Here is a 20,706-nt window from a genome sequence, read left to right on the forward strand (position 1 = left end):
ACAAAGCTCTGTTCAGTTCGACTATTCTTAGTTGTACACCGTTGATTGGAGCTGAAGGTGCGAGACTCCTGCGGGATGTAGCGGGAGAGGTGAGACCTTTGAAGCGCGAAGCGTTGAAAAGGGCTCACCCCCGCCCCGCGGAAAGCGAGCGCCTTCAGCGGAAATCAACAGCCTCGTTTAAAAGACAAAAAAACCATTTCACCGGCCTTTTACACGGTGGAATGGTTTTTTTTTATATCAAACTCCTCTATCAGCTTCCTACACCTGTCTGCTCGGTTCCTCCACATAAACGAGGGAAGAAAGAATTTCCTTAAGGCTTAGTTCTGCACAAGCCATCGATGTATCGGCGACGCCATAATACATTTTCACAACATCACCCTCCACGACTGCTCCGCATGAAAACACAACGTTGCCGAAAAACCCTTCCACTTCATAGGAGGCTTCCGGCTTAAGAATCGGTGTTTCAGAGCGGGCAATTACTTGTGATGGATCCTTTAAATCGAGCAGCACAGCGCCCATGCAGTAGCGGTTATCCTTCGATGCACCGTGATACAGTTCAAGCCATCCCTGATCGGTTTTGATGGGAACAGCTCCCCCGCCGATCCGGCCATTATCCCACATTCCGTCGCGCAGCCCGATCAAATGCTTATGGTTGCCCCAGTAAAGCAGATTATCAGATTCTGCAATCCAGATTTCCGGATCACCCTTGCTTTTTGGAACGGGGCGGTGAAGGGCATAATATTTTCCGTTTATTTTCTCAGGAAAAATCAGCACATCCTTATTTTCAGGACAGAAAATCATGCCATGATGGTCATACGATTCAAAATCAGTGGTCGACACCAGCACCTCGCCAACTCCTGACTTTGAGATAGCGCTGAAGTATATATAATACGTATCTCCCATTTGAGTAATGCGGGGATCTTCAATGCCGTATGTTTCAAGAGCAGTAGAAGGATAGATAAACGGAGCATCGTCAATCGTAAAGTGACGGCCGTCTTTGCTTCTTGCAATGCGCAAGTAAGAGAGCGATGTTAGATAACGAAACTGATCCTCCCCCTGCTCCACAATGATGCGCGGATCGGAAAAATCATAGGCTGGATCATTTAATTCAAACTCAAGAATCTCCAGCTGATTCGTTTCAACATTAAAAACCGGTGACTTTACACGATCAGCATGGGTTGAAATGGGGCGTTCCGCTACTCTTAAGAGCATGATCACTTCCCCCTTATAAGTTGCAATGCCCGCATTAAAGGCACCGATTACTTCAAAATCCTCCCGGTGAGGCTTTACATCAGCAGGTGTGACAAGCGGGTTTTCTTCATAGCGATAGACGTTCATACAATCCTGTCCTTTCTCTCATAAGGTAAAAACGGGTCACTCATTGAAATCCGCTGCGCTTCCGCATCACTCGTTCCAACGAAGAGCTTAGCAGTGCCGTCCTCCAAGCGAACGAGCCCTCCGCTAAATACCACGTCCACTAAATCAGGACGTTTGGCAGCTCCTTCTAAAAAGTTGCTTCTGGCAGCGATCAGTTCAATTACTGTTGCTTGGTTCGTTCGTGGATCCAGGCAGAAAACCATCGGATAATAATGCCTGTTCCCCTCTTCATCAAAGCATGCAATATGGCCGAGGACACCTAATAACCCATTTGACAGCACATGAACCTCGTTACCTCCGCCCCATTCACCTTCAGCAAACTGCCCTTCTAAAAGAGGTGCATCGCTGATCACGTCATGCGTTAATTCCCCAACAGAAGCAATCACAGTAAAACCGATTTTGCCTCTTCCCCCTTTGACGCCCTGGGGTCTTGTGAGTACGCCAATCGTGCCGTCCTTAAGCTCAATCAGCCTCAGGTCTTTCATCCCGTCCGGTCCGCTGGCAAATGCCTTCAACTCATTAACCGAACTTCCTTTATAAAAAACAGTCCGCCAGCCAAGAGCATTCTCAAGCGTTGGATGCGGAAAGGTCTCAACCCCTCCTAGCACAAGCTCTCCCGCTATTTTTGTCCAAAAAGGATCCTGCAATTTCAATACCGGTGCGTTCTTTCTTGGCACCCACTGACCCTCGCGCTCCACAAAGAAAACTACCTCTGATTCTTCACTGTCACGCGCTTCCACTCTGCCGGCAATAACGGATTCGCCAGCATCCTCAAACGGTGCAGCAATATTATAAACATCTCTAGTTCCCACTCCGCTAAACAGGAGCTTTTTGGGTTGTATAGGCTGCTCCTTTTTCTTGAATTCCTCTAACAGGACAGCGCATGTTTTAACGGTCATATTCATTAACTTTTCCTCCAAACCATTCATCATTTTAATGTGAACTGCATGCCTTCTTTAAACTGCTTCGCAAAGCATAAGAACAGGATAATGATCGGCACTGTTAAAATTACGGATGCCGCATATAAAGGACCCGGATAACCGCCGTAAGGGCCAAACATTTGAGACAGTAACACATTAAGCGTCAGCATATGATCACTTCTCACAACGATCATGTCCCACAATAATTCAGTCCAGCGTTCCATAAACAGAAACAGGAAGATGACGGTAGTAATGGACTTGGACATCGGCAGTACGATTTTAAGCAAAATTTGAAAATTGTTGGCACCATCCAGGCGTGCAGATTCAATAAATGTATCGGGAATCGCCCGGAAAAAGTTCGTGTACATAAACACAGCCCATAAGCTCAATGCTTTCGGTAAAATCATCGCAAGATACGAATCATACATTCCCACATTTTGAACGATCAAAAAGGTGGGAATCAGCAAAATAATTGCCGGGAAAAACATTTGAAATAACACAGCGTTATTAATGAACGCACGGCCTTTAAACTTCATTTTGGCGAGCGCAAAGGCCACCATGGCACCGGACACCATCATTAATGCCGTGGAAGCACTCGACACGATGACACTATTAAAGAAGGACCGGATCCAGGGTCTTGATGTACCCCCTTCTCCTCCTGTAAACAGCCATTCATAGGATCTGAATGAAAAACTGCTCGGGATGATGCTTTTATCCACCTGATCCCAGGCAGCAAACGAATTTAACACCATATATAAATACGGAAACACCATGACACTGAGCAAGGCGAATGCAATGATGTAGCGGAATAACAGCCCTTTACTAGACCCAACCATTACGTTTCCCCCAAACCTCAAGAATTTTTCGGATCATTAAGATCGCAACAAAGGTGACAACGGATGCAATGATCGCAACAGCTGAAGCATAGCCGGCATTCAGGTTCGTAAATGCCTGATTAAAAATCTCCATCTGCCAGGTATTCGTTGCATAATTCGGCCCGCCGCCCGTTAATTGATACACCTCGGTAAAGATTCCAAATGATACCCCTATGGAAAGAATCAAGGTCGTAAATAAAGCAGGATATAAAAGAGGCAGCGTAATTTTAAAGAAACGCTGTGATGCAGTCACTCCATCAATGGCAGCTGCCTCGTAAATTTCTTTGTTAATGCCTTCAAATCCAGCGGTCAAAATTAATGCATAGTAGCCGGTGAATTTCCAGGCGATAATTGCTGCGACCACCAGTAAGGCAGACAGCGGTGAGTTTAACCAGTCAATGTCAAGCCCGAAACTGTCACGCAAAACCACGTTGATCGAGCTGTTATAAGAAAGCAGTCCTTTTACAATAAGAGACGATACAACCCCTGATGCCAAATATGGCAGGAAAAATCCGATTAAAAACAACCCTTTAAATCTTGGCAGTCCATGAACGACAAGCGCAACAACCAATGAAGAAACAATAACCATAGGAACAAAGGCAGCCATAAATTTAAAGGTGACAAAGAAAGCAGCCTGAACACCCGGGTTTTGTACCGCTTCAATAAAATTATCAAAAGCTATAAATTCATAAACAGGTGCGATCAGGTTCCAGTCCGTTAACGCTAAATAAAAGGACCATATGAGCGGGATGATGAAAAAAATGATCCCGTAAAAAAGGTAGGGACTGGCAAATAGCCAGCCCGTCCCATTAAACCTTTTTTTCATCATTTTTTCAGCTCCCCTTCTATGGCGCGTTTCATTTCTTCCCAGCCATCTTCCGGAGAAATGGTCCCTTCCACAACTGGATTTACAGCCATGCTGCCAATATGCGTTTGAAGCTCATTGTATTTCGCATTATCAATAGAAGGAATGGCATTTGGAATGGCATCTGCATATGGTTTTAATTCCGGGTTTTCCTCAAAGAACGAAGCAAAGGCTTCATTGCTTGATAAATCATCACGGGCAGGCGGCAGCTTAGTTGTTTCAAGCCACGTCAAATCATTTTCAGGATCCGAATAAACAAAGTTCATAAATTCCATCGCTGCTGCACGCTCTTCCTCTGTTGCCGAAGCATAGACGACGATCCCTTTTGTATCCGCAAAGGTATTCACATTTTCAGTGCTCACATCATCCGGAACTGGAGGCAGTGCAAGATCAAAGGTTTCCCCGTAAACCATCTCAGGGAATTTTTCTTCCCAGTAGCTGAACGTCCAAGGACCGATATCAGTGAAAACGCCAAGCCCGCTTTCAAACGGATCCGTTGCCTGCTTCGTTAGAAGGGCATCCTTCTCACGAAGATCATCCATTAATTGAAGCACTTCAATTCCTGCCGCATCATCGGCTACAAATTGATCTCCTTCAATAAAGTTGTTGCCTCCAGAAGCTGCATCATACAGCATGAAGAAATCAAACCATCTCTTCCAGGCTGTTGGATCAGCAAGATCAGCTTTTGCCCAAATGTATTTATCGGGGAATTTTTCTTTTAATTTATCCGCTGCCTCAAGCATCTCACTGTACGTTTTCGGCACTTCTTCTACACCGGCTTCCTTCAGTACATCAATTCTCCAGCCAAACAGCATAGGGTTTGAATAGATCGGCATCACATATTGATTATCATCAGCGAACTTCCAGGTTTTAATGGTCTCTTCCATGCTTCGATTTTGCAGAAGCTCATCGAACCCTTCGATTTCATTTAACGGAACCAATGCTTTACTTTCAGCCAGCTGGGCTGCAAAACCGCGGTTGATATTTTCAGACATGGTTGGAGCACTTTTTCCGGCAATGGCTGTCTGGATGCCGGCTTCAGAGGTCGGGCTTTCTTTCATGGGACTCACTTCCACCTTGATGTCCTCATTTTCTTTTTCAAACGCTTCAGCCATTTCCTCCCAGTAAACCTGCTGAGTAGGATTGGGAGCTGCCCAGAATTCAATCGTTGTGACGCCATCTTCAGAACCGGAACCTTGTCCGGTCGAACATCCTGCTAACGCAGCAGCAAGTATAGACGTGGATAGAAACAGAGATGTTTTTTTCATTTTCAATGTAATAGCCCCCTAATTTTTTATCCGAATCCATTTGACAGCGCTATCATTTTCGCTCTCAAAAGAATTCAGGTATCATTCTTTATTGACCCCGATTGAACAACTGCACGAGCGTTGACATTACAAACATTATTTTTATATTCTGTAACGTTATTATTTAGATTACAAATGAATTATCACATTACTTTTAGATAAAGTCAATTAAATTTTCAGAAATTTTAGGTGGATTTAATTTACTATTTTACATTTATCGTTTATATTTAATTTGTAACGTTACAAACATACTTGTCCTTATAATTTATCATGTAAGCACATAGACATTCTGAACCCCACGTGGAAAGGTTGATCAATCAATAATGCCTAAAAAAATTACGATGCAGGATATAGCCGATCATCTAAAAATATCGAAGAACTCTGTTTCACAGGCACTCTCCGGCAAGCCGGGCGTGAGTGAGTCCACCCGCCAGCTGATTCAAAAAGCCGCTGAAGAGCTTGGCTACCAATACAAAACAGCCAAAAATGGGGCAAGCCCGCTGAAAAACATCGGTCTTATCGCCTCTGATTTCGCTTTTTCTCAAAAACGATTTTTTGGAGAAATTTATTTAAGCACAGAAAAAGAAGCGATTAACCGCGGGATGAATCTATTTATTCATTCCATCAGCGCTCACGCAAAAGAACACCTGATCCTGCCTCCCTTTATTCAAAACAACTCGGTAGATGGGGTGTTAATTCTTTCTCATATCAGCAACGAGTATATAAATAAAATCATTGCAACAGGAATTCCAACCGTCATGATTGACCATCACCACCCCCTCATTCAGGCGGATGCGATCCTGACCAACAACCGATTTGGCGCCTACAAGGCGGTGAAGCATTTGCTTGAGCTCGGACATCAGTCCATTGCCTTTGTTGGAAATGTTGAGATCTCTCCAAGTTATCAGGAACGGTGGGAAGGGTATCAGCTAGCATTAAGGGAAAACGGCATTGAGCCGGATCCTGAGGTGATGTTTCTTCATGCGAATGAGGAAGAGGAAGACATTAATCAGCTTGTCAGCCAAGCCAAAAAACAGCCCACGGCCTGGTTCTGCGTGAATGACGGCTTAGGCTTCTTAGTTCTTTCCAAGCTGCAAAAAGACGGTATAAAAATACCACAGCAAGCCTCCGTCTGCAGTTTTGACAACGGCCAGCTGTCCCAAATCTCAACCCCAAAAATCACCACAATGGGCATCGATCTCGGACTCTACGGAAAAAAAGCCGTCGAACAGCTTTCCTGGCGGATCGATCATCCAGACGAGCCCTTGTTTGAGCTTTTGCTGCCGACGGTTTTAATTGAGCGTGAGTCGACAGCCGGACGATAAAAAGAGGCAGTTCCTCAATGTTTGAGGAACTGCCTTTTTTGTATTTGAACCTTCTGCAGAAGCGAGGATCATGCGCGGTCCGTGGATCTCGCTCGGAGCAGAGAGAAGCCTAGCTGCGGGCGGCGGTCCTGGTCATATATCGAACGTCTTTTTCCGTTTATCGATCATCTCAGGCAGTTTATCGATCATCTTTCATAGCTTATCGTACTTCTTCCTCCTTATATCGGTCACGGGACTCTTTTATGACGGTTTATCTAACATCTTTCCACTTTTATCGATCATGTTTCTCACTATATCGATCAACATTTCACTTTTATCGGTCAGCCTGGTTCGGGGCCCATAGCAGCGTGCCAGTAGCAGCCGATGCCGAGCCGCGGTCCACTCGCCTATTCATATATCGAACATCTTTTTCCGTTTATCAATCATCGCAGGCAGTTTATCGATCATCTTTCATAGCTTATCGTACTTCTTGCTCCGTATATCGTTCACGGAACTCTTTTATGACGGTTTATCTAACATCTTTCCACTTTTATCGATCATGCTTCTCACTATATCGATCAACATTTCACTTTTATCGGTCAGCCTGGCGCGCACCCATAACCCATTATTTCTCTTCCTCATGCAGACCCAAAAAAACGATACCAGGAATAAAACACGAGCCAGATAACAACATAATAGATAGCCATGGAAAATCCAACATCCAAAAAAAGATGATAGATAAAGTACCAACGATAAAATAAACCGGGATGAACTTCTTTGATGATAATATTTCAGGCATATTCCTTCACTCCATATAGCTAAAATTGACTATTTCTAATTACTCTGCAATTTCCCCACACTCATCCTCTTCATATTAACCGTATGCAAAATAATCCCGCCCACAATAAAGAAAATTCCGATTGAAGCCACTCCAGTTGGTAAAGGAGCGGTCATAAGCAGTGCTTCTCCCGCGATGACAAATAGCACCTGGGTTGATTGGGTTGCTTCGACTGTGGCAAGCTTTCCCTGATGGTGGCGTACCCGGTTGGTTGCAATAAAGAATAAGGTTGTGGCGATCACGCCTGAACACAGCGCAACGATAAAGGATTGAATCACTTGGCCTGAACTGGGGGCTCCAGCGTCAGCGAGCGCAATAATGCTTAAGAGAATCCAAAAGGGGAGGCTCGCAATGGTCATGCCCAGTACCCGCTGAAAGGTATCAAGCCTGCCATCGCAAAGCTCCATCATTTTCCGGTTTCCCAATGGATACGCAAAGGCAGCAACAATGACCGGAAGAATGCCGATGACCATTTGAGATGGCAGCAGCTCATTTGATTTTTGCATCTGAATGAGGATGACGCCGATCAGGATCATACAGGAAATAAAGAGTGCTTTTTTTGGGATCGTCTGTCTCACAGTCCCTTTAGCAAAAAACAGCGGCGCCACCAAGATCCCACCAACAATTGTAAACTGCCATGTGCCCGCTACCAGCCACCCCGGTCCATACGATGCAGCATAGGTGAGCGGTGCGTAAAAAAGAACAAAACCAACAAAGCTCCAGAGCACCCATTGCTTCGGATTTTTGGTTAGCTCTTTTAACACCTGCTTGCCATTTTTTCTCGCCAGTACAATCACCAGTAAAAAAGGCAGCATAAAAAGAAATCGCAGGGATGCGCTCCACATCCAGCTTCCTCCGGATAACTCCATTGAGCGATTTGAGATAAACGTAACAGCAAAAAACATGGAGGATAATATGCCAAGCCCTACCTCTCTCATAACAAAGGACTCCCTTTCAATATGTATATTATAATTATTTTATGGTATAGTATAATATACTATTTCACTTTTTATGGAATTGCAATAGCGAATTGATTGAGAGGTTTTTATATGAATGATCCGGAGAAGCTGGCAAAACAAGTAGGGCTCACGCTTAGAGGAATCCGAAAAATTAGGGGAATCAGTTTACAGGAGCTTGCAGAGATAACCGATGTGAGCAAGCTGACACTCGGTAAAATTGAAAGAGGCGAGGCAAACCCTTCTTTAACAGTGATTTGGAAAATTGCGAATGGCCTTGCTATCCCTATTTCTTCCTTGCTAACTGAAAAAAAAGATGTAGTGATTTCAAAAAAAAATGAAGGAAACAAAGTGTTAAGCGCAAACGAAGCCCTCACACTTGAACCGATGTTCAACACCTCAGGCTACGGCTCAATTGAAACCCACAGGGCCTTTCTGAAGCCACAAAGTGAATACCTGGCAGATGCCCACCAGCCCGGCGTTATTGAATATGTCACGGTGATGGAAGGGAACGTACAGGTGAAGGTTCAGGATGACTTATATGAGCTGGAGCAGTATGACTCCATTCAATTTCATGCAGACCAGCCACATGGCTACATCAATACACACTCCCAGCCCGCGGTCTTGCATTTTGTGATGATTTATACAGATCATTCGTAATGAAAAAAAGCTGCAGATGGTCACCAAAATTTGGTCGCCTTCTGTAGCTTTTTCTTGCAGCTATGCTTTACTGCTTCTGCTTTTAGAAGCCCGGTATTCTATTCCAAAATAGAAAATAGAAAGGGAAAATAAGATCGTTGAAAGAAGCAGGACAATCCCGTTCCACTCCCCGTTAAATAGCGTTACATTTACCAGCGTAATAGTATGCATTAACGCAACAACAATAAATAAAACAATATACGTTTTCAAAATATACACCCTCAAACTTTTATGTATTGTCCAATATTGGGAAACATTCCTCACAAATAAATTTCCCTTCGTTTCTTAAAAATGCTTTTATCTCAGTAAATCCTTTTTTCTTTGGATAACGCATTTTTATAAAAACGACGTCATCTCCCTGAATCTCCTTGCCACAACGGGTGCATTTCGGTTTATCCCACAACACGTCTGCTTCACCTCAAAATAATGAAAGTTTCTCTTAGTATTCTTACGATTAATTTTTATAAAAGTTTCATTTACTGGAAGGAAAAAGAGGCTTGCATACACGGAGTAAGGTCATTAAATCAAGGTCTATATCCATACGAAAATGAAAAAAAGAAGCTAAATAAAATAAAAATAATAACGGTGGGAATTATAGTAAGCAAGATAAGTATTTTAGCTTTCCTGGTGCGGGCGTTGGCGACCCATTTGTAATAGATAAAGAGGAGGATTCCAATTAAGGGCAAAAACAGATAATTGGATATTGTGCCCACATAATTTGTGTTCTCCTCCCAATACGCCTCAGGAACAGGAAGAATACCTTCATATTCTTGATCGATACGGTTTTTAACGGTAATAAAAAAATAGGCAACCACCCCATAATAAGCAATAATAATGCTTTTAACCCACCAAAATATGTATTTATTGAAGACCACGATGATAAAAATGACCGCCAGGGTAAAGAAAAATCCTGTGTACTGTTCCATCAAGAATCTCCTTTCTTAATTTTCGTCACACAATTAAACGTCGTCTAAATCATAAAACCTTTAAAGAAAAAACACAGAGTAAATGATAAATGCAAAAATGATAACAAGAATGAGTATTCCAGTACCCTTCCATCCCAGACTTCCAACAAGATCAGTCAACCCGCTGCCCTGAAAACTGCCGCCAGGATTTCTTTTTAATTCTTCCTGCCGCATTTTCTCTCTTCTTCGTTCAGGGCTTTCTCGTTCTTGACTCATGTAATCATCTCCTTGGTTGTTATTACGTTAATCATAAGAAAATGTTTCATTCTAACAACCTGCGTTCATAACCTTCTAAGGCTACATAAAGCTCACAACAATTCCAATGAATGAAACAGCAAAAACGAGTAAAATAACCAAAACGATGATAGGAGCAATTTTCTTTAAAACCCCCTCCTCATTTGCTTTAAAAGCCAGATAACTGGTGATAAGACTGAGTATCCCCGTGATAATCGAAGTGAAAAATAAGATTTGTAAGAATACAACCATCCCGCCACGGGGTTCGTCTGGAGCAAGGGCGTAGGAAGAAAAAATAGTTACTGCACAAACGATACTTAATATAGCTGACCATTTGCCATAATTTCCGCTCATTATCGCACCCCCCTTCTTCATCAAAAACCAAATTATACTTTTATTGATATAATTATACAATCTTACTACAGTTTAATAGATTTAGTCAGATTAAAAAAGGGTGTTGATTTCTTGAAAAAAATACTAGTTTTAATGGGGATCCTCATTTGCTTGTTTGGGTGCTCGAATGGCATGGAAATGGGGGAAGAGAAAAATAACTTCACAGTAGAGCCGGGATTCTCTATCCTTACTAAAGCGTCCCCTAATCAGGTTCATATAATTGAACTGAAGGAAATGATGGAAAAACGTGCTGCCCCTCAAGACTTAAAAGACAATGAGATCATGTATACGTATAGCTATCATTCATTTAGAATTTACTACGGGGAATATGGAAACCTTTTAGAGAAATATAAAGAATTCGATTCATTTGATTTAACAACGGTTGATTATTTCGATATTCAATGGACAAATGATAATCTGGTGACAGTGAAGGTTTTTAGAAAGAAGGATGATGGCAGTTCATATGAAGCGGAGTCCATAAAATTGGATGCATCTGACTAGAAATGGTAAACAGAAAGGCTGTGAATTAATTGAGAAATAGTAATTGGAAATCCGAACCTCCTATTGATGACAGGAAAGGAAAAAAGGCTGCCTCTACCGCTCTGCTTGTCATCATAATTGGCGGTTCGCTGTTTTATTTGGCGGGCAATGATGGGCCAGATTATCTTATTATGGGTGTGTATAATGCTCTGGTGATTAGTTTGGCTTTCTTTTTTGGCCGTACGAGATATGGGACCGTGTATACGTTTTTTTATCGTTTGTTCTTGTATTTCACCTCTCCCTTCTTTTTAATCCTCCTGTGGTCTTATCTATTAAGTTATCTTTCACTAACTGGAACTGGAGCTGTCCAGCGACTGATTATTCAATCACTTGCCTTTATGGCTTTTGCTATTATTCCCTTCCTTGGGACCTTCCTAATGTCTATCCTGCTTAAGAAATCCCGCCGGAACTATATTCGAAAATAGCTGCTTTTTAAAATTTCATTCTGATTTATCCTGTTCGTTTATATGATAAGAAGTAAAACGAACATAAAGCGAGGGAATCAGATGAAGAGAATAAGCTTTGACATCAGGAGCAGCTGGGTGAAATGGGGCTTGGTGAGTTTAGTTTTTTTGCTTGTAACCGGAACAGGCTGTTTCTTTGTGGTGTATCATTCCCTCCATTCAGCTTCCAAGGACATGCATTCTCCTATAGACCGCGATGTGTCAGCTAAGCGCGACGACCAGGTGAGCTTTGATGAAAAAGATCCATTTTCTGTTTTATTGCTTGGTATTGACGAACGGGAGGGGGATGCCGGCAGATCCGACACCATGATTGTCCTGACGGTGAATCCAGACAAGAAAAAAACAACCCTGCTCAGCATCCCAAGAGACACCTATGCCGAGATTTCGGGGCGGGGCGACAAAAATAAAATCAACCATGCTTATGCATATGGCGGCGTCAAAATGGCGATGGAGACCGTTGAGCACATGCTCGATATTCCACTTGATTATTATATAAAGGTAAACATGGAAGGCTTTGAAGATATGATCGATGTCTTAGGCGGGGTAAAAGTAACGAATTCCCTGGCTTTTGAGTCAGGCGGCTACCGTTTTCCAGTGGGCGACCTTGTTCTTAACGGCAAGCAGGCATTGTCCTACACTCGCATGCGGCAGGACGATCCTGACGGTGATTTTGGCAGGCAGGAGCGCCAGCGTGAAATTATCCAATCTGTCCTTCGTCAGGGAAGCAGCCTGTCAACGATCCTTAACACAGGCGACATCCTGCAATCACTCGGAGAAAACGTCAAAACCAACCTGACCTTCAACCAGCTGATCGACATCCAAAACGACTACCGCCAGGCAGCAGACCACATCGAACAAATAAGCCTCGATGCCGGCACAAACAAATACATAAACGGCATTTACTTTTATGTGATCCCGGAAGAAACGATTGCGGCTGTTCAGAAGGTGCTGCGGGGTGAGTTGGAGTTGTATTGAGGGGGTGGGATAGCAATTCTAAAGATAAAACAGCTCTGCAGAAATGATTAATTTTGCAGAGCTTTTGGATATTAAAATTTAATGTCGACTTTCAAAAATTCATCAAAGCCTATTAGTTGCCTTACTTTTTTCAGTCGTAATATTCTTGAATTTTTGTACTTGCTCAGAGATTGCGATTTCTGTGGGAAGTCGTTCAATGCTGGAAGCGCCAAAGAATCCTGAGACGCCGTTTGTACGACTTAAAATATATTCTGCATCTTCAGGTTCAGAAATCGGTCCTCCGTGGCAAAGGACAATAATATTTTCATTAACTGATTTTCCTGCATCGTGAATTTCCTGCACTCGTTTTACAGACTCATCTAAGCTCATAGCAGTATGGGCTCCAATGGCTCCTTTTGTTGTCAGCCCCATATGTGCAACCAGAATATCTGCTCCAGCTTGTGCCATTTTAATTGCGTTTTCCTTAGAGAATACATATGGTGAGGTTACTAATCCTAAGTTATGAGCTTTTTGGATCATATCAACTTCTAAATCGTAGCCCATTCCGGTTTCTTCAAGATTTTGACGGAATTGACCATCGCATAACCCGACGGTTGGGAAATTTTGAACACCTGAAAAGCCCATGTTTTTAAGGTCTTTCAGAAAATAATCCATGTCGCGAAATGGATCAGTCCCACATACCCCAGCTAAAACCGGTGTATCTTTTACAATAGTTAGTACTTCATTGCCCATTTCAACAACAATTTGATTAGCATCTCCGTATGGCATTAACCCTGCCAGTGATCCGCGGCCTGCCATCCGATAGCGACCTGAATTATAGATAATTATTAAATCAATCCCGCCCATCTCCGCACTCTTTGCTGATAATCCTGTTCCAGCCCCGCCACCGATTGTGACACGTCCACTGGAAATATTGTCGTTAAGACGTTTTAACACGTCTTCTCTGGAAACTGTCATTTTCTATTCCCCCTTGTTCATTAATAATAGTAATTTTTCTGCGATCAAAGTAGAGACTGTTGGATCATTGATGTCTTGCTCCACTTCCACAAATAAGATATCTTCTCTCAGGTTTTTCTTAATTCCATTATATAGGGCATTTCGCTGCTCGATCCCATCAAAAGCTTGTCCATCACGGTCGAGCAATGACACCCCGCCTTTCGGAAAAACAACGATTGAAGGGCCTGTGGATTTGTTGACTTTTTCAGCAAGGATGACTCCTAACTTTTCATTTTCTTCTACTGTAGTTCTCATCAATGTTGTAGTTGGATTATGCTGATAGAATGTACGACCAGTAAATTTTTCAGGTACAGTTTCCGGAGCACCAAAGTTCACCATGTCCAAGGCACCTACCGAAACGACCTGAGGTACACCTTTGTTACCCGCTGTTTCAACCCGATGTGCCCCTGCACTGAAAATGCCCCCCACTAATTGATCGGCTAGTTCCGTCGTGGTAATATCCACTACGCCTTCAATAAATCCATCATTAATTAAAGATTCCATCGCGTCTCCACCTGTACCAGTCGCATGAAATACTAATACATCGTATCCTTTTTGTTCTAGGATTTTTCTGGTGTTCGTGACACAAGGGGTCGTCACACCGAACATGGTAGCCCCGATCATTGGCTTTTTCTTTTGCATTTTATTTTTAGAATTTACTCCTTTGACCATTCCCACTAGCGCATTAGCCGCATTTTGTAGAATTAAAGCTGATAAGCTGTTAAGGCCAGCGATATCCACCACAGAGTACATCATGGTAACATCTTTTTCTCCTACGTATGGTCTAGTATTTCCCGAAGCAACCGTGGACACAATCATCTTTGGCATGCCTACTGGTGCAGCTTTCATTGCTTCTGCAGCGATTGTCGTACCTGCTGTACCACCCATTCCAAATATCCCTGCAAGCTTTTCTTCATTTAAAAAGCGCTGTACAACTTTCCCGGCACCTGTGGCCATTGCCGTGACTGCTTCGCCTCTATCATTCTTTTCCTGAAGAGCTTGTAATGAAAAGCCGCCTTCTGCAGCTACCTCCTGATTAGTAACATCGCCCGGCACCGAGGACTCATATATCCCTGTATCCACTAAAATAGTCTCAATAGAAGCGGATTCGATTACTTTTTTTACATATAAAAATTCTTCTTCTTTTGTATCCAAAGATCCGATAATCATTATTTTTTTCATAGGAATCCTCCTCGTTACTCAGGCTAACGTTTTTTCAAAGAACTCTTTCGTCCGCTCAATGACTTCAACTTCTCCAATTTTATCCTGCTGATAAAAAGAAGGATAATGAGTATCAATGGTAAGAATAACGTGTGGATCCCCAGCTAACAGGGCCTTCATAATTTCTTCATGATCAAAATCATCTTGACCCGCAATCGTAAAGTTATTAAATAGGCCATGAGGGTTGTCATTAGTGGAAGAATTAATGACTCTTGAAGCCCCTTTAATATGGACTTGATGTACATTCCCTTTTATTTTTTCATATTGTTGTAGAGTCGGATATTCTCCTGCACGCCAGCCGTTTACAATATCCCAGTTTACTTTTAAGTTTGGATGATCAGCATACTCCATGATCTTCGCAAGTTCGCCAACTGTATTTGCCAATGTTGGCGGTTCATTTTCAACCAGCAGCACTTTTCCTCTTTTTTGAGCATGTTCAGCGTGTCCTTTTAAGATTTGAGCATTATATTTATACTCTAGTTCCTTTTCATTTTCCGACAACTGATCAAACCCTTCATTCCGGTGTAGAGGGTAAATGCGAATGTATGTAGCATCAAATGCATCAGCCAAATCTAAAAGACGATCAAGAACTTGCCTCATTTTCTGATGATGATTTTCATCTTTGTTGTTGTACTTTGGTTCACCAGAAAATGTACAAGGATTAACTGCCCAAGAACTTAAGGTGGATACCTTTAAGTCGTATTTTCGAATTAATTGATGCAGTTTCTTGGCTTTGTCAATGGAAATAGTGTCAATTGTATCTCCATCCAGCATTGCACGAAGATCCACATAATCAAAATTTAATTGTTTCGCATGTTGCACGGCTTCTTCAAAAGATTCTTTTCCCAACATATCCGTAACCACGCTAAATTTCATAGTCACCCTCCTTTTATAATTGAATCCATTTTCCAGCTTTATTGTTTTTATACGCATCGAATATTTTCGTTAAATGCCAAGAGTCTCTTAGAGTGGCTTTTTCTACTGCTTTGTCATTCAATACTGCACTAGCAAAATGGTTTACACTTTGCACCATCCCCTGCAGGAAGAGATTTTTGTTGTACAGTTGACCTAAAGAAAATTCCGGCTCCCAAATGACTGGACCATCTTCCGGGTTGTCACCAATATATGAAGGAGCTTTTCCATATTCCCCGCTGCCCTTCTTCCCTTTGTAATAAGCAAGACGAATCGCATTTTCAATTACTACATTTTCCTTGTTTCCAATCACTTCATACGTCTCAAATGGACTAGTCTCAGCTTGAGTAGACGGCAAGTGGAGACTGCCGATGGCTCCTGATTCAAATTGAAGCAGCGTCTGGACATTTCCACTTGGCTGATTTTCAATAAAACACATCTCTTTTACATCTCCCATTAAATAATGAAGACCGGACATTGGATGACAGATATCCAGAAACCAGTGCAGTCCAGTTCGTTCACCAATTTCTTCATTAAAAGGTGATAATGTTAATGGATAGCGTCCTGTAACGGAAACAGCTTCACCGAACTCTTTTTTCTCTATGATTTTTTTTGCACCTGCAAATGATGGGTAGAAGTACCGTTTATTCGAGACCAAGACCTGTACGCCCGTTTTTGATTGTAATTCAAGCAGTGTTTCAGCTTCTTTTGCTGTATAGGCAATTGGCTTTTCCACCCATACCGGGATACCTGTTTCCATAATATCCGGCAGGATTTTTGGATATAGCGGATGTCCATTTTTATCAAAGTTTAAAACGACAAAGACAGCGTCCAAATTTTCTTTTATCAACATCTCTTTATAGTCCGTGTATGTGTGGTTTGCACCAAAGCGTTTTCGATAGATTTCAGCACGCTCTTCACTTAAATCACATACGGCAACCAACTCAATCGGAGCATAATCAAAGGTAGGGTACACATTTCTAAATGAATGAGCTCCACAACCAATAAAGCCGACCTTAAGTTTGTTCGTATATTCATAATTAAATTGGATCGATTCCATATTAATTCCCCCACTACATGTTTTTGTTATTCTTTACACGTATTATTCGCCAATCGTTTTTCTATCTGGTGCAGAATACGCAATAATCATTCGACAAGGCTCCCAACTGGTAACAGTTGCGTTGTGCGGAATATTTCTAGGAATACGCAGCATCATTCCAGGTTTCAAATGGTAACTTTCATCTCCAAGTGTGTGATCGCACTCCCCTGATAAGACGAAAATGATTTCTTCACAGTTTGGATGTATGTGACGTGGATTAGAATCTCCTGCGTTAATAAAGACCATTCCAAATGTCATCTCACAATCAGGATCAATTTCTTCGCCACAAAGCCATTGAATTCCCCCCCACTCCATCGGAAGCAAGTGTTTCTCTTCATTTAAATCCGTAATAGTTGCAGTCGCTAGTTTTTTCATATTTGAACACTCCATTTCTAATAAGTTTAATTACACGAAATATTTCGATCGCACGAGCAAGCCATTGTAAAGACAGCTACACTGGTCTTGCCCCATTTCTTTCTAAAGATCTTAGAGGAAAACATAATGACTCTATTTATTCGCGCCACTTGACATTCCTTCCACAAAAGATCGTTGAAAAATTAAATACACAATAATACTTGGGATCATACTGATGACCGTTCCCCCAAAAATTAAGGCATAGTTTGTAGCCATCTCTCCTTGAAATGAATACAGCCCCAATGAAATGGTAAACTTATCCTTAGACATCAACAGAACTAAAGGAAGCAGGAAATCATTCCAAATGTTCATAAATGTAAAGATCAGTAATGCAACTAATCCAGGCTTTGCCAATGGGAGCATGACACTCCAAAAAGTTCTCCATTCCCCTGCTCCGTCAACAGTTGCAGATTCTCGTAATTCCTTTGGAACATCCCGGAATGTATTACGCATCAAAAAGATAGAGAAAGGAAGTGCTAATCCCGCAGAAACCAGAATTACACCAGTTAATGTATCCACCAGCCCCATTGAGCGAAGTTGATAAAAGATTGGTATGATAATCGCTTGAGCCGGTAATGCCATTCCAAGCAGAATTAAGTAGAATAGTAGATTGTTTCCCTTAAACGTTAATTGCGCAAAAGCGTATCCGGCAGGACATGCGACAAGTGCAACAATCACCATTCCGCCAACTGTTATAACGGCGCTATTTAAAAAGTATTTTTGAAAATTCCCTATTTGCCAGGCATTGATTAAATTATCAAAGCTCCAGTTTTTAGGAAGTGAAAAAGGCGAAGTGAAGATCTCTATATTCGTTTTAAAGCTGGCAAGGACCGCGTAAAAAATAGGCGAAATGATAATGATCAATAGGAGAGAAAGTGCGATCCAAATACTTATTTGAGCAATGCCTTTCTTCTTTGTAAGGGTCGTCACTATGCCTCACTCCTTTCCCTGTAATAGTTAAAGGCGATTGTAAAGGTAATAACAATGATGCCGAGCACAACGCTTCCAGCTGAAGCATAACTTACCTGATTCATACTGAAAGCTGCTTTATAGACATAGGTAGAAACGACCTCACTCATATAAAATGGTCCACCTTGAGTCATTAACCAGATTAGAGCAAACCCCTTTAATGCATGAATAATGACCATACTGATAACGAGGTTCATCGTGTTTCTTAGGCTAGGGACCGTAATGTGCCAAAACTTTCTTATCGGTCCAGCCCCATCAAGATCGGCAGCTTCATACACTTGATAGTCAATGTTCTGTAAGCCTGCTAAAAATAGGATCATATACAGACCGTAGAAAGCCCACGTACTCGCAATAACAAGTGCCGGGATTACAAAAGCCGGCTCACCAAGCCAATTTTTTGCTAAAAAGCCTAAGCCTATCGAGCTTAATAGTTTATTAATCGGCCCCATAGCAGGATCATAGATTTTAGACCAAAGAACGCCTACAACAGCTAACGAAAGAACACTTGGGAGATAGAATCCAGCTCTGAAAAATGTTTTTCCATACTTTACTTTACTAATCAAAACAGCAAGAATTAATGTTGGGAGAACCATTAAAACCAAACTAAGTACGACCCACAATAAGTTATGTCCCAGCGCTTTGTGGAAGATGTCATCTTTTGCTAGCTGTAAATAATTTTCAAGTCCAACAAAATTCATTGTAGTGGAAGATCCATTCCAATCGAACAAGCTGTAGCGGACTGCATCAAGCATAGGATAGAGCATAAAAATAATGTATAGCAGCAATGCTGGTGCCAGGAAAGATAGTGCGGTAAGTGTTTTCTTTACCTTACTTCTTCTTTTTGTTTTTATCCTTTCTTTGTCCAGTACAGGATTTCCAATAATTGTTGAAGATTCATTGGTATACATATCTATTCTTCCTTCCTGATGGAATAGGGCCATCGTTGCTCCTTTCTACTCCAGACCCTATTACTATTTCATTTTGGTTCCTATTAATTGCCCTCACTACGTTCTTTTTCAGCCTCTGCTTCAATGTTGTTCATCGCTTCTCCAGGAGTGACCAGACCACCAACTAACCCCTGCAGGTTTTGGAAATATGCCTCTTTAGTTTCTACACCAATGAAAACACTGGGGTTATAACTGGATCCTTGTTCTAATTCTTGTGAGGCATCGTTTAATACATCGCCAGCTGGCTCAACCTCTGTTGAAATGCTTGAGGCAAGAATAAAGTTATAATCAGGAGAACTATATGCCGTCTCTACGTAATCTTGTGAAAGGATAAAGTTGAGCCAAACAGTTGCCGTATCCCGATTGTCTGCCTTTGTAGGGATCACCCATGATTGCCCAATCCCGCCAGTAGGTTCTGCTGTTTGATTATCTATAAATGATGGCATCATGAAGAATCCAACACTATCCTGCAAGTCTTGTTCAGCAAGCTCTGTAATTAGATAGGTCCCGCCTGGATACATCGCTGACTGCTTATTTAGAAAATCAAACTTGGAATCAGCTTCTGTTAACGTGACAGCATTTTTTGAAATATAACCGCTGTCCACCCATTCTTTGAGCATCTCTGCAGTTTTCAAGACTTCCGGATCGTTCCATTTTCCATCTCCATATAATACCTCTTCCATTTTTTCCGTCCCAGCTACTGACTCAAGCATGATGCCAAATAGCCAGCCAATGGCATAACCATTACGGGCACCAATAGTAATGGGAGCAACATCATTCTCCTTTAACTTTTGAAGCGCTTTCATAAATTCCTTTTCTGAAGCAGGGACGTTTACTCCGTTCTCTTCAAAAACATCTTTGTTATAAAAATAAGCAATTGCATCCATCATATGAGGCACTTCATACATATTTTCTTCACCTGCAATCAGTTGATAAGCAGATTCACGCAAAGCCTCTTTCCAGCTATTTTCTTCATATAGATCATTTAGCGGCTGAATCAGCTCTGCCTCTGATAATACGGAGATACGACTTGGACCTGAATTCATTAAGATAACATCAGGTGTGTTAACGCCTGATTGAAGCAAAGATGTTAAACTTCCCGACTCTACACGGACATCTCCCGTTTCTAATTGCACTTCAATATCAGGATGAAGCTCTTTAAACTTTTCAATTACCAATGACCACTGCTCTTCTTCAACGCTGTTATAATAATTGGGGATTAATAGACTTAATGTATTGCTGCTGTCTCCATCTTCTGCCTTTGCCTCCTCTTCCCCGTTTCCCGCTCCAGGACTTGCTGATGGCGACTGACAGCCTGCCATAAAAATGGATAAAAGTAACACCAACGAAATAAAAGATAACAATTGTTTGTTCCCTGACATTCTCAAACCCTCCTCTTTCTATTTGTTCATCACATGTGACTTGCTTACTAATAA

At 41.9% G+C, this 20,706-nt stretch carries 25 protein-coding genes; 5 read left to right on the top strand and 20 right to left on the bottom strand.

Annotated features, from left to right (window positions below; translation table 11 throughout):
* Positions 1-258: 258 nt before the first annotated feature.
* Genes E2R51_RS08725 through E2R51_RS08745 form a run of 5 tightly spaced genes read right to left on the bottom strand, consistent with a single transcriptional unit; the run spans position 259 to position 5,305 of the window.
* Positions 259-1,338, bottom strand: coding sequence for a BtaManbiosPhlase (locus tag E2R51_RS08725; RefSeq protein ID WP_133376668.1), 1,080 nt, complete (start codon positions 1,336-1,338; stop codon positions 259-261).
* Positions 1,335-2,282 carry an MTP-1 family protein gene (locus E2R51_RS08730; protein WP_240733020.1) on the bottom strand — a complete coding sequence of 316 codons (948 nt, stop codon included), beginning with the start codon at positions 2,280-2,282 and terminating at the stop codon, positions 1,335-1,337. Before E2R51_RS08730 ends, E2R51_RS08725 begins: the two co-directional genes overlap by 4 nt.
* A gap of 23 nt (positions 2,283-2,305) precedes the next feature.
* On the bottom strand, positions 2,306-3,133 hold the full coding sequence (locus tag E2R51_RS08735) for a carbohydrate ABC transporter permease (protein ID WP_133376669.1): 828 nt from the start codon (positions 3,131-3,133) through the stop codon (positions 2,306-2,308).
* The gene (locus tag E2R51_RS08740) at positions 3,120-3,998 is read right to left on the bottom strand and encodes a carbohydrate ABC transporter permease (protein WP_165967202.1); all 879 of its coding nucleotides are present in this window, start codon (positions 3,996-3,998) and stop codon (positions 3,120-3,122) included. The genes E2R51_RS08735 and E2R51_RS08740 overlap by 14 nt, the downstream gene beginning before the upstream one ends.
* A complete protein-coding gene (locus E2R51_RS08745; protein WP_133377071.1) occupies positions 3,998-5,305 on the bottom strand; it encodes an ABC transporter substrate-binding protein in 1,308 nt (435 codons plus the stop codon). The genes E2R51_RS08740 and E2R51_RS08745 overlap by 1 nt, the downstream gene beginning before the upstream one ends.
* 362 nt (positions 5,306-5,667) lie before the next feature.
* On the opposite strand from E2R51_RS08745, the gene E2R51_RS08750 reads away from it, so the two are divergent.
* Positions 5,668-6,669, top strand: a complete 1,002-nt coding sequence (locus tag E2R51_RS08750) for a LacI family DNA-binding transcriptional regulator (protein WP_133376671.1) — start codon at positions 5,668-5,670, stop codon at positions 6,667-6,669.
* A gap of 604 nt (positions 6,670-7,273) precedes the next feature.
* On the opposite strand, the gene E2R51_RS19775 is transcribed toward E2R51_RS08750, so the two are convergent.
* Both E2R51_RS19775 and E2R51_RS08755 read right to left on the bottom strand, forming a co-directional pair.
* The gene (locus tag E2R51_RS19775; protein ID WP_165967176.1) at positions 7,274-7,447 is read right to left on the bottom strand and encodes a hypothetical protein; all 174 of its coding nucleotides are present in this window, start codon (positions 7,445-7,447) and stop codon (positions 7,274-7,276) included.
* Positions 7,448-7,482: 35 nt separating this feature from the next.
* Positions 7,483-8,424 carry a DMT family transporter gene (locus E2R51_RS08755; RefSeq protein WP_133376672.1) on the bottom strand — a complete coding sequence of 314 codons (942 nt, stop codon included), beginning with the start codon at positions 8,422-8,424 and terminating at the stop codon, positions 7,483-7,485.
* 111 nt (positions 8,425-8,535) lie between these two features.
* On the opposite strand from E2R51_RS08755, the gene E2R51_RS08760 reads away from it, so the two are divergent.
* Entirely contained in the window at positions 8,536-9,102 is a 567-nt protein-coding gene (locus E2R51_RS08760) for an XRE family transcriptional regulator (protein WP_133376673.1), read from the top strand.
* 60 nt (positions 9,103-9,162) lie between these two features.
* Here E2R51_RS08760 and E2R51_RS08765 read toward each other — a convergent pair whose 3' ends face one another.
* The 5 genes from E2R51_RS08765 to E2R51_RS08785 form a co-directional block, all read right to left on the bottom strand.
* Positions 9,163-9,351 (bottom strand): hypothetical protein, encoded by a 189-nt coding sequence (locus tag E2R51_RS08765; RefSeq protein ID WP_133376674.1) that lies wholly within the window; start codon positions 9,349-9,351, stop codon positions 9,163-9,165.
* A 19-nt stretch (positions 9,352-9,370) separates the two neighbouring features.
* Entirely contained in the window at positions 9,371-9,547 is a 177-nt protein-coding gene (locus tag E2R51_RS19970) for a Fe3+ hydroxamate ABC transporter substrate-binding protein (RefSeq protein ID WP_133376675.1), read from the bottom strand.
* Positions 9,548-9,665: 118 nt separating this feature from the next.
* Complete coding sequence (locus E2R51_RS08775) at positions 9,666-10,067, bottom strand: hypothetical protein (RefSeq protein WP_133376676.1); 402 nt, start codon at positions 10,065-10,067, stop codon at positions 9,666-9,668.
* A 60-nt stretch (positions 10,068-10,127) separates the two neighbouring features.
* On the bottom strand, positions 10,128-10,322 hold the full coding sequence (locus E2R51_RS08780) for a DUF6366 family protein (protein WP_133376677.1): 195 nt from the start codon (positions 10,320-10,322) through the stop codon (positions 10,128-10,130).
* A gap of 81 nt (positions 10,323-10,403) precedes the next feature.
* Positions 10,404-10,694, bottom strand: a complete 291-nt coding sequence (locus E2R51_RS08785; protein WP_133376678.1) for a hypothetical protein — start codon at positions 10,692-10,694, stop codon at positions 10,404-10,406.
* Between the two features lie 111 nt (positions 10,695-10,805).
* Between E2R51_RS08785 and E2R51_RS08790 the strand changes: the two genes are divergently transcribed.
* The 3 genes from E2R51_RS08790 (at position 10,806) to E2R51_RS08800 (ending at position 12,712) form a co-directional block, all read left to right on the top strand.
* A complete protein-coding gene (locus E2R51_RS08790; protein ID WP_133376679.1) occupies positions 10,806-11,234 on the top strand; it encodes a hypothetical protein in 429 nt (142 codons plus the stop codon).
* Between the two features lie 29 nt (positions 11,235-11,263).
* Entirely contained in the window at positions 11,264-11,698 is a 435-nt protein-coding gene (locus E2R51_RS08795; RefSeq protein ID WP_133376680.1) for a hypothetical protein, read from the top strand.
* Positions 11,699-11,815: 117 nt separating this feature from the next.
* Positions 11,816-12,712, top strand: a complete 897-nt coding sequence (locus E2R51_RS08800; protein WP_240733021.1) for an LCP family glycopolymer transferase — start codon at positions 11,816-11,818, stop codon at positions 12,710-12,712.
* A 102-nt stretch (positions 12,713-12,814) separates the two neighbouring features.
* On the opposite strand, the gene E2R51_RS08805 is transcribed toward E2R51_RS08800, so the two are convergent.
* The 8 genes from E2R51_RS08805 to E2R51_RS08840 form a co-directional block, all read right to left on the bottom strand.
* Positions 12,815-13,669, bottom strand: coding sequence for a phosphoenolpyruvate hydrolase family protein (locus E2R51_RS08805; protein WP_133376682.1), 855 nt, complete (start codon positions 13,667-13,669; stop codon positions 12,815-12,817).
* A 3-nt stretch (positions 13,670-13,672) separates the two neighbouring features.
* Positions 13,673-14,890 (bottom strand): Tm-1-like ATP-binding domain-containing protein, encoded by a 1,218-nt coding sequence (locus tag E2R51_RS08810; protein ID WP_133376683.1) that lies wholly within the window; start codon positions 14,888-14,890, stop codon positions 13,673-13,675.
* Between the two features lie 18 nt (positions 14,891-14,908).
* A complete protein-coding gene (locus tag E2R51_RS08815; protein ID WP_165967177.1) occupies positions 14,909-15,805 on the bottom strand; it encodes a sugar phosphate isomerase/epimerase family protein in 897 nt (298 codons plus the stop codon).
* A 13-nt stretch (positions 15,806-15,818) separates the two neighbouring features.
* A complete protein-coding gene (locus E2R51_RS08820; RefSeq protein WP_133376685.1) occupies positions 15,819-16,901 on the bottom strand; it encodes a Gfo/Idh/MocA family protein in 1,083 nt (360 codons plus the stop codon).
* A gap of 42 nt (positions 16,902-16,943) precedes the next feature.
* Positions 16,944-17,315 carry a cupin domain-containing protein gene (locus E2R51_RS08825; RefSeq protein ID WP_133376686.1) on the bottom strand — a complete coding sequence of 124 codons (372 nt, stop codon included), beginning with the start codon at positions 17,313-17,315 and terminating at the stop codon, positions 16,944-16,946.
* A gap of 132 nt (positions 17,316-17,447) precedes the next feature.
* Complete coding sequence (locus E2R51_RS08830) at positions 17,448-18,284, bottom strand: carbohydrate ABC transporter permease (protein ID WP_133376687.1); 837 nt, start codon at positions 18,282-18,284, stop codon at positions 17,448-17,450.
* Entirely contained in the window at positions 18,284-19,231 is a 948-nt protein-coding gene (locus tag E2R51_RS08835; protein WP_165967178.1) for a carbohydrate ABC transporter permease, read from the bottom strand. Before E2R51_RS08835 ends, E2R51_RS08830 begins: the two co-directional genes overlap by 1 nt.
* Positions 19,232-19,314: 83 nt before the next feature.
* Positions 19,315-20,652 carry an ABC transporter substrate-binding protein gene (locus E2R51_RS08840; protein WP_133376689.1) on the bottom strand — a complete coding sequence of 446 codons (1,338 nt, stop codon included), beginning with the start codon at positions 20,650-20,652 and terminating at the stop codon, positions 19,315-19,317.
* Positions 20,653-20,706 lie beyond the last annotated feature (54 nt).

The sequence above is a fragment of the Jeotgalibacillus sp. S-D1 genome (assembly GCF_004358665.1).
Lineage (GTDB): Bacteria > Bacillota > Bacilli > Bacillales > Jeotgalibacillaceae > Jeotgalibacillus.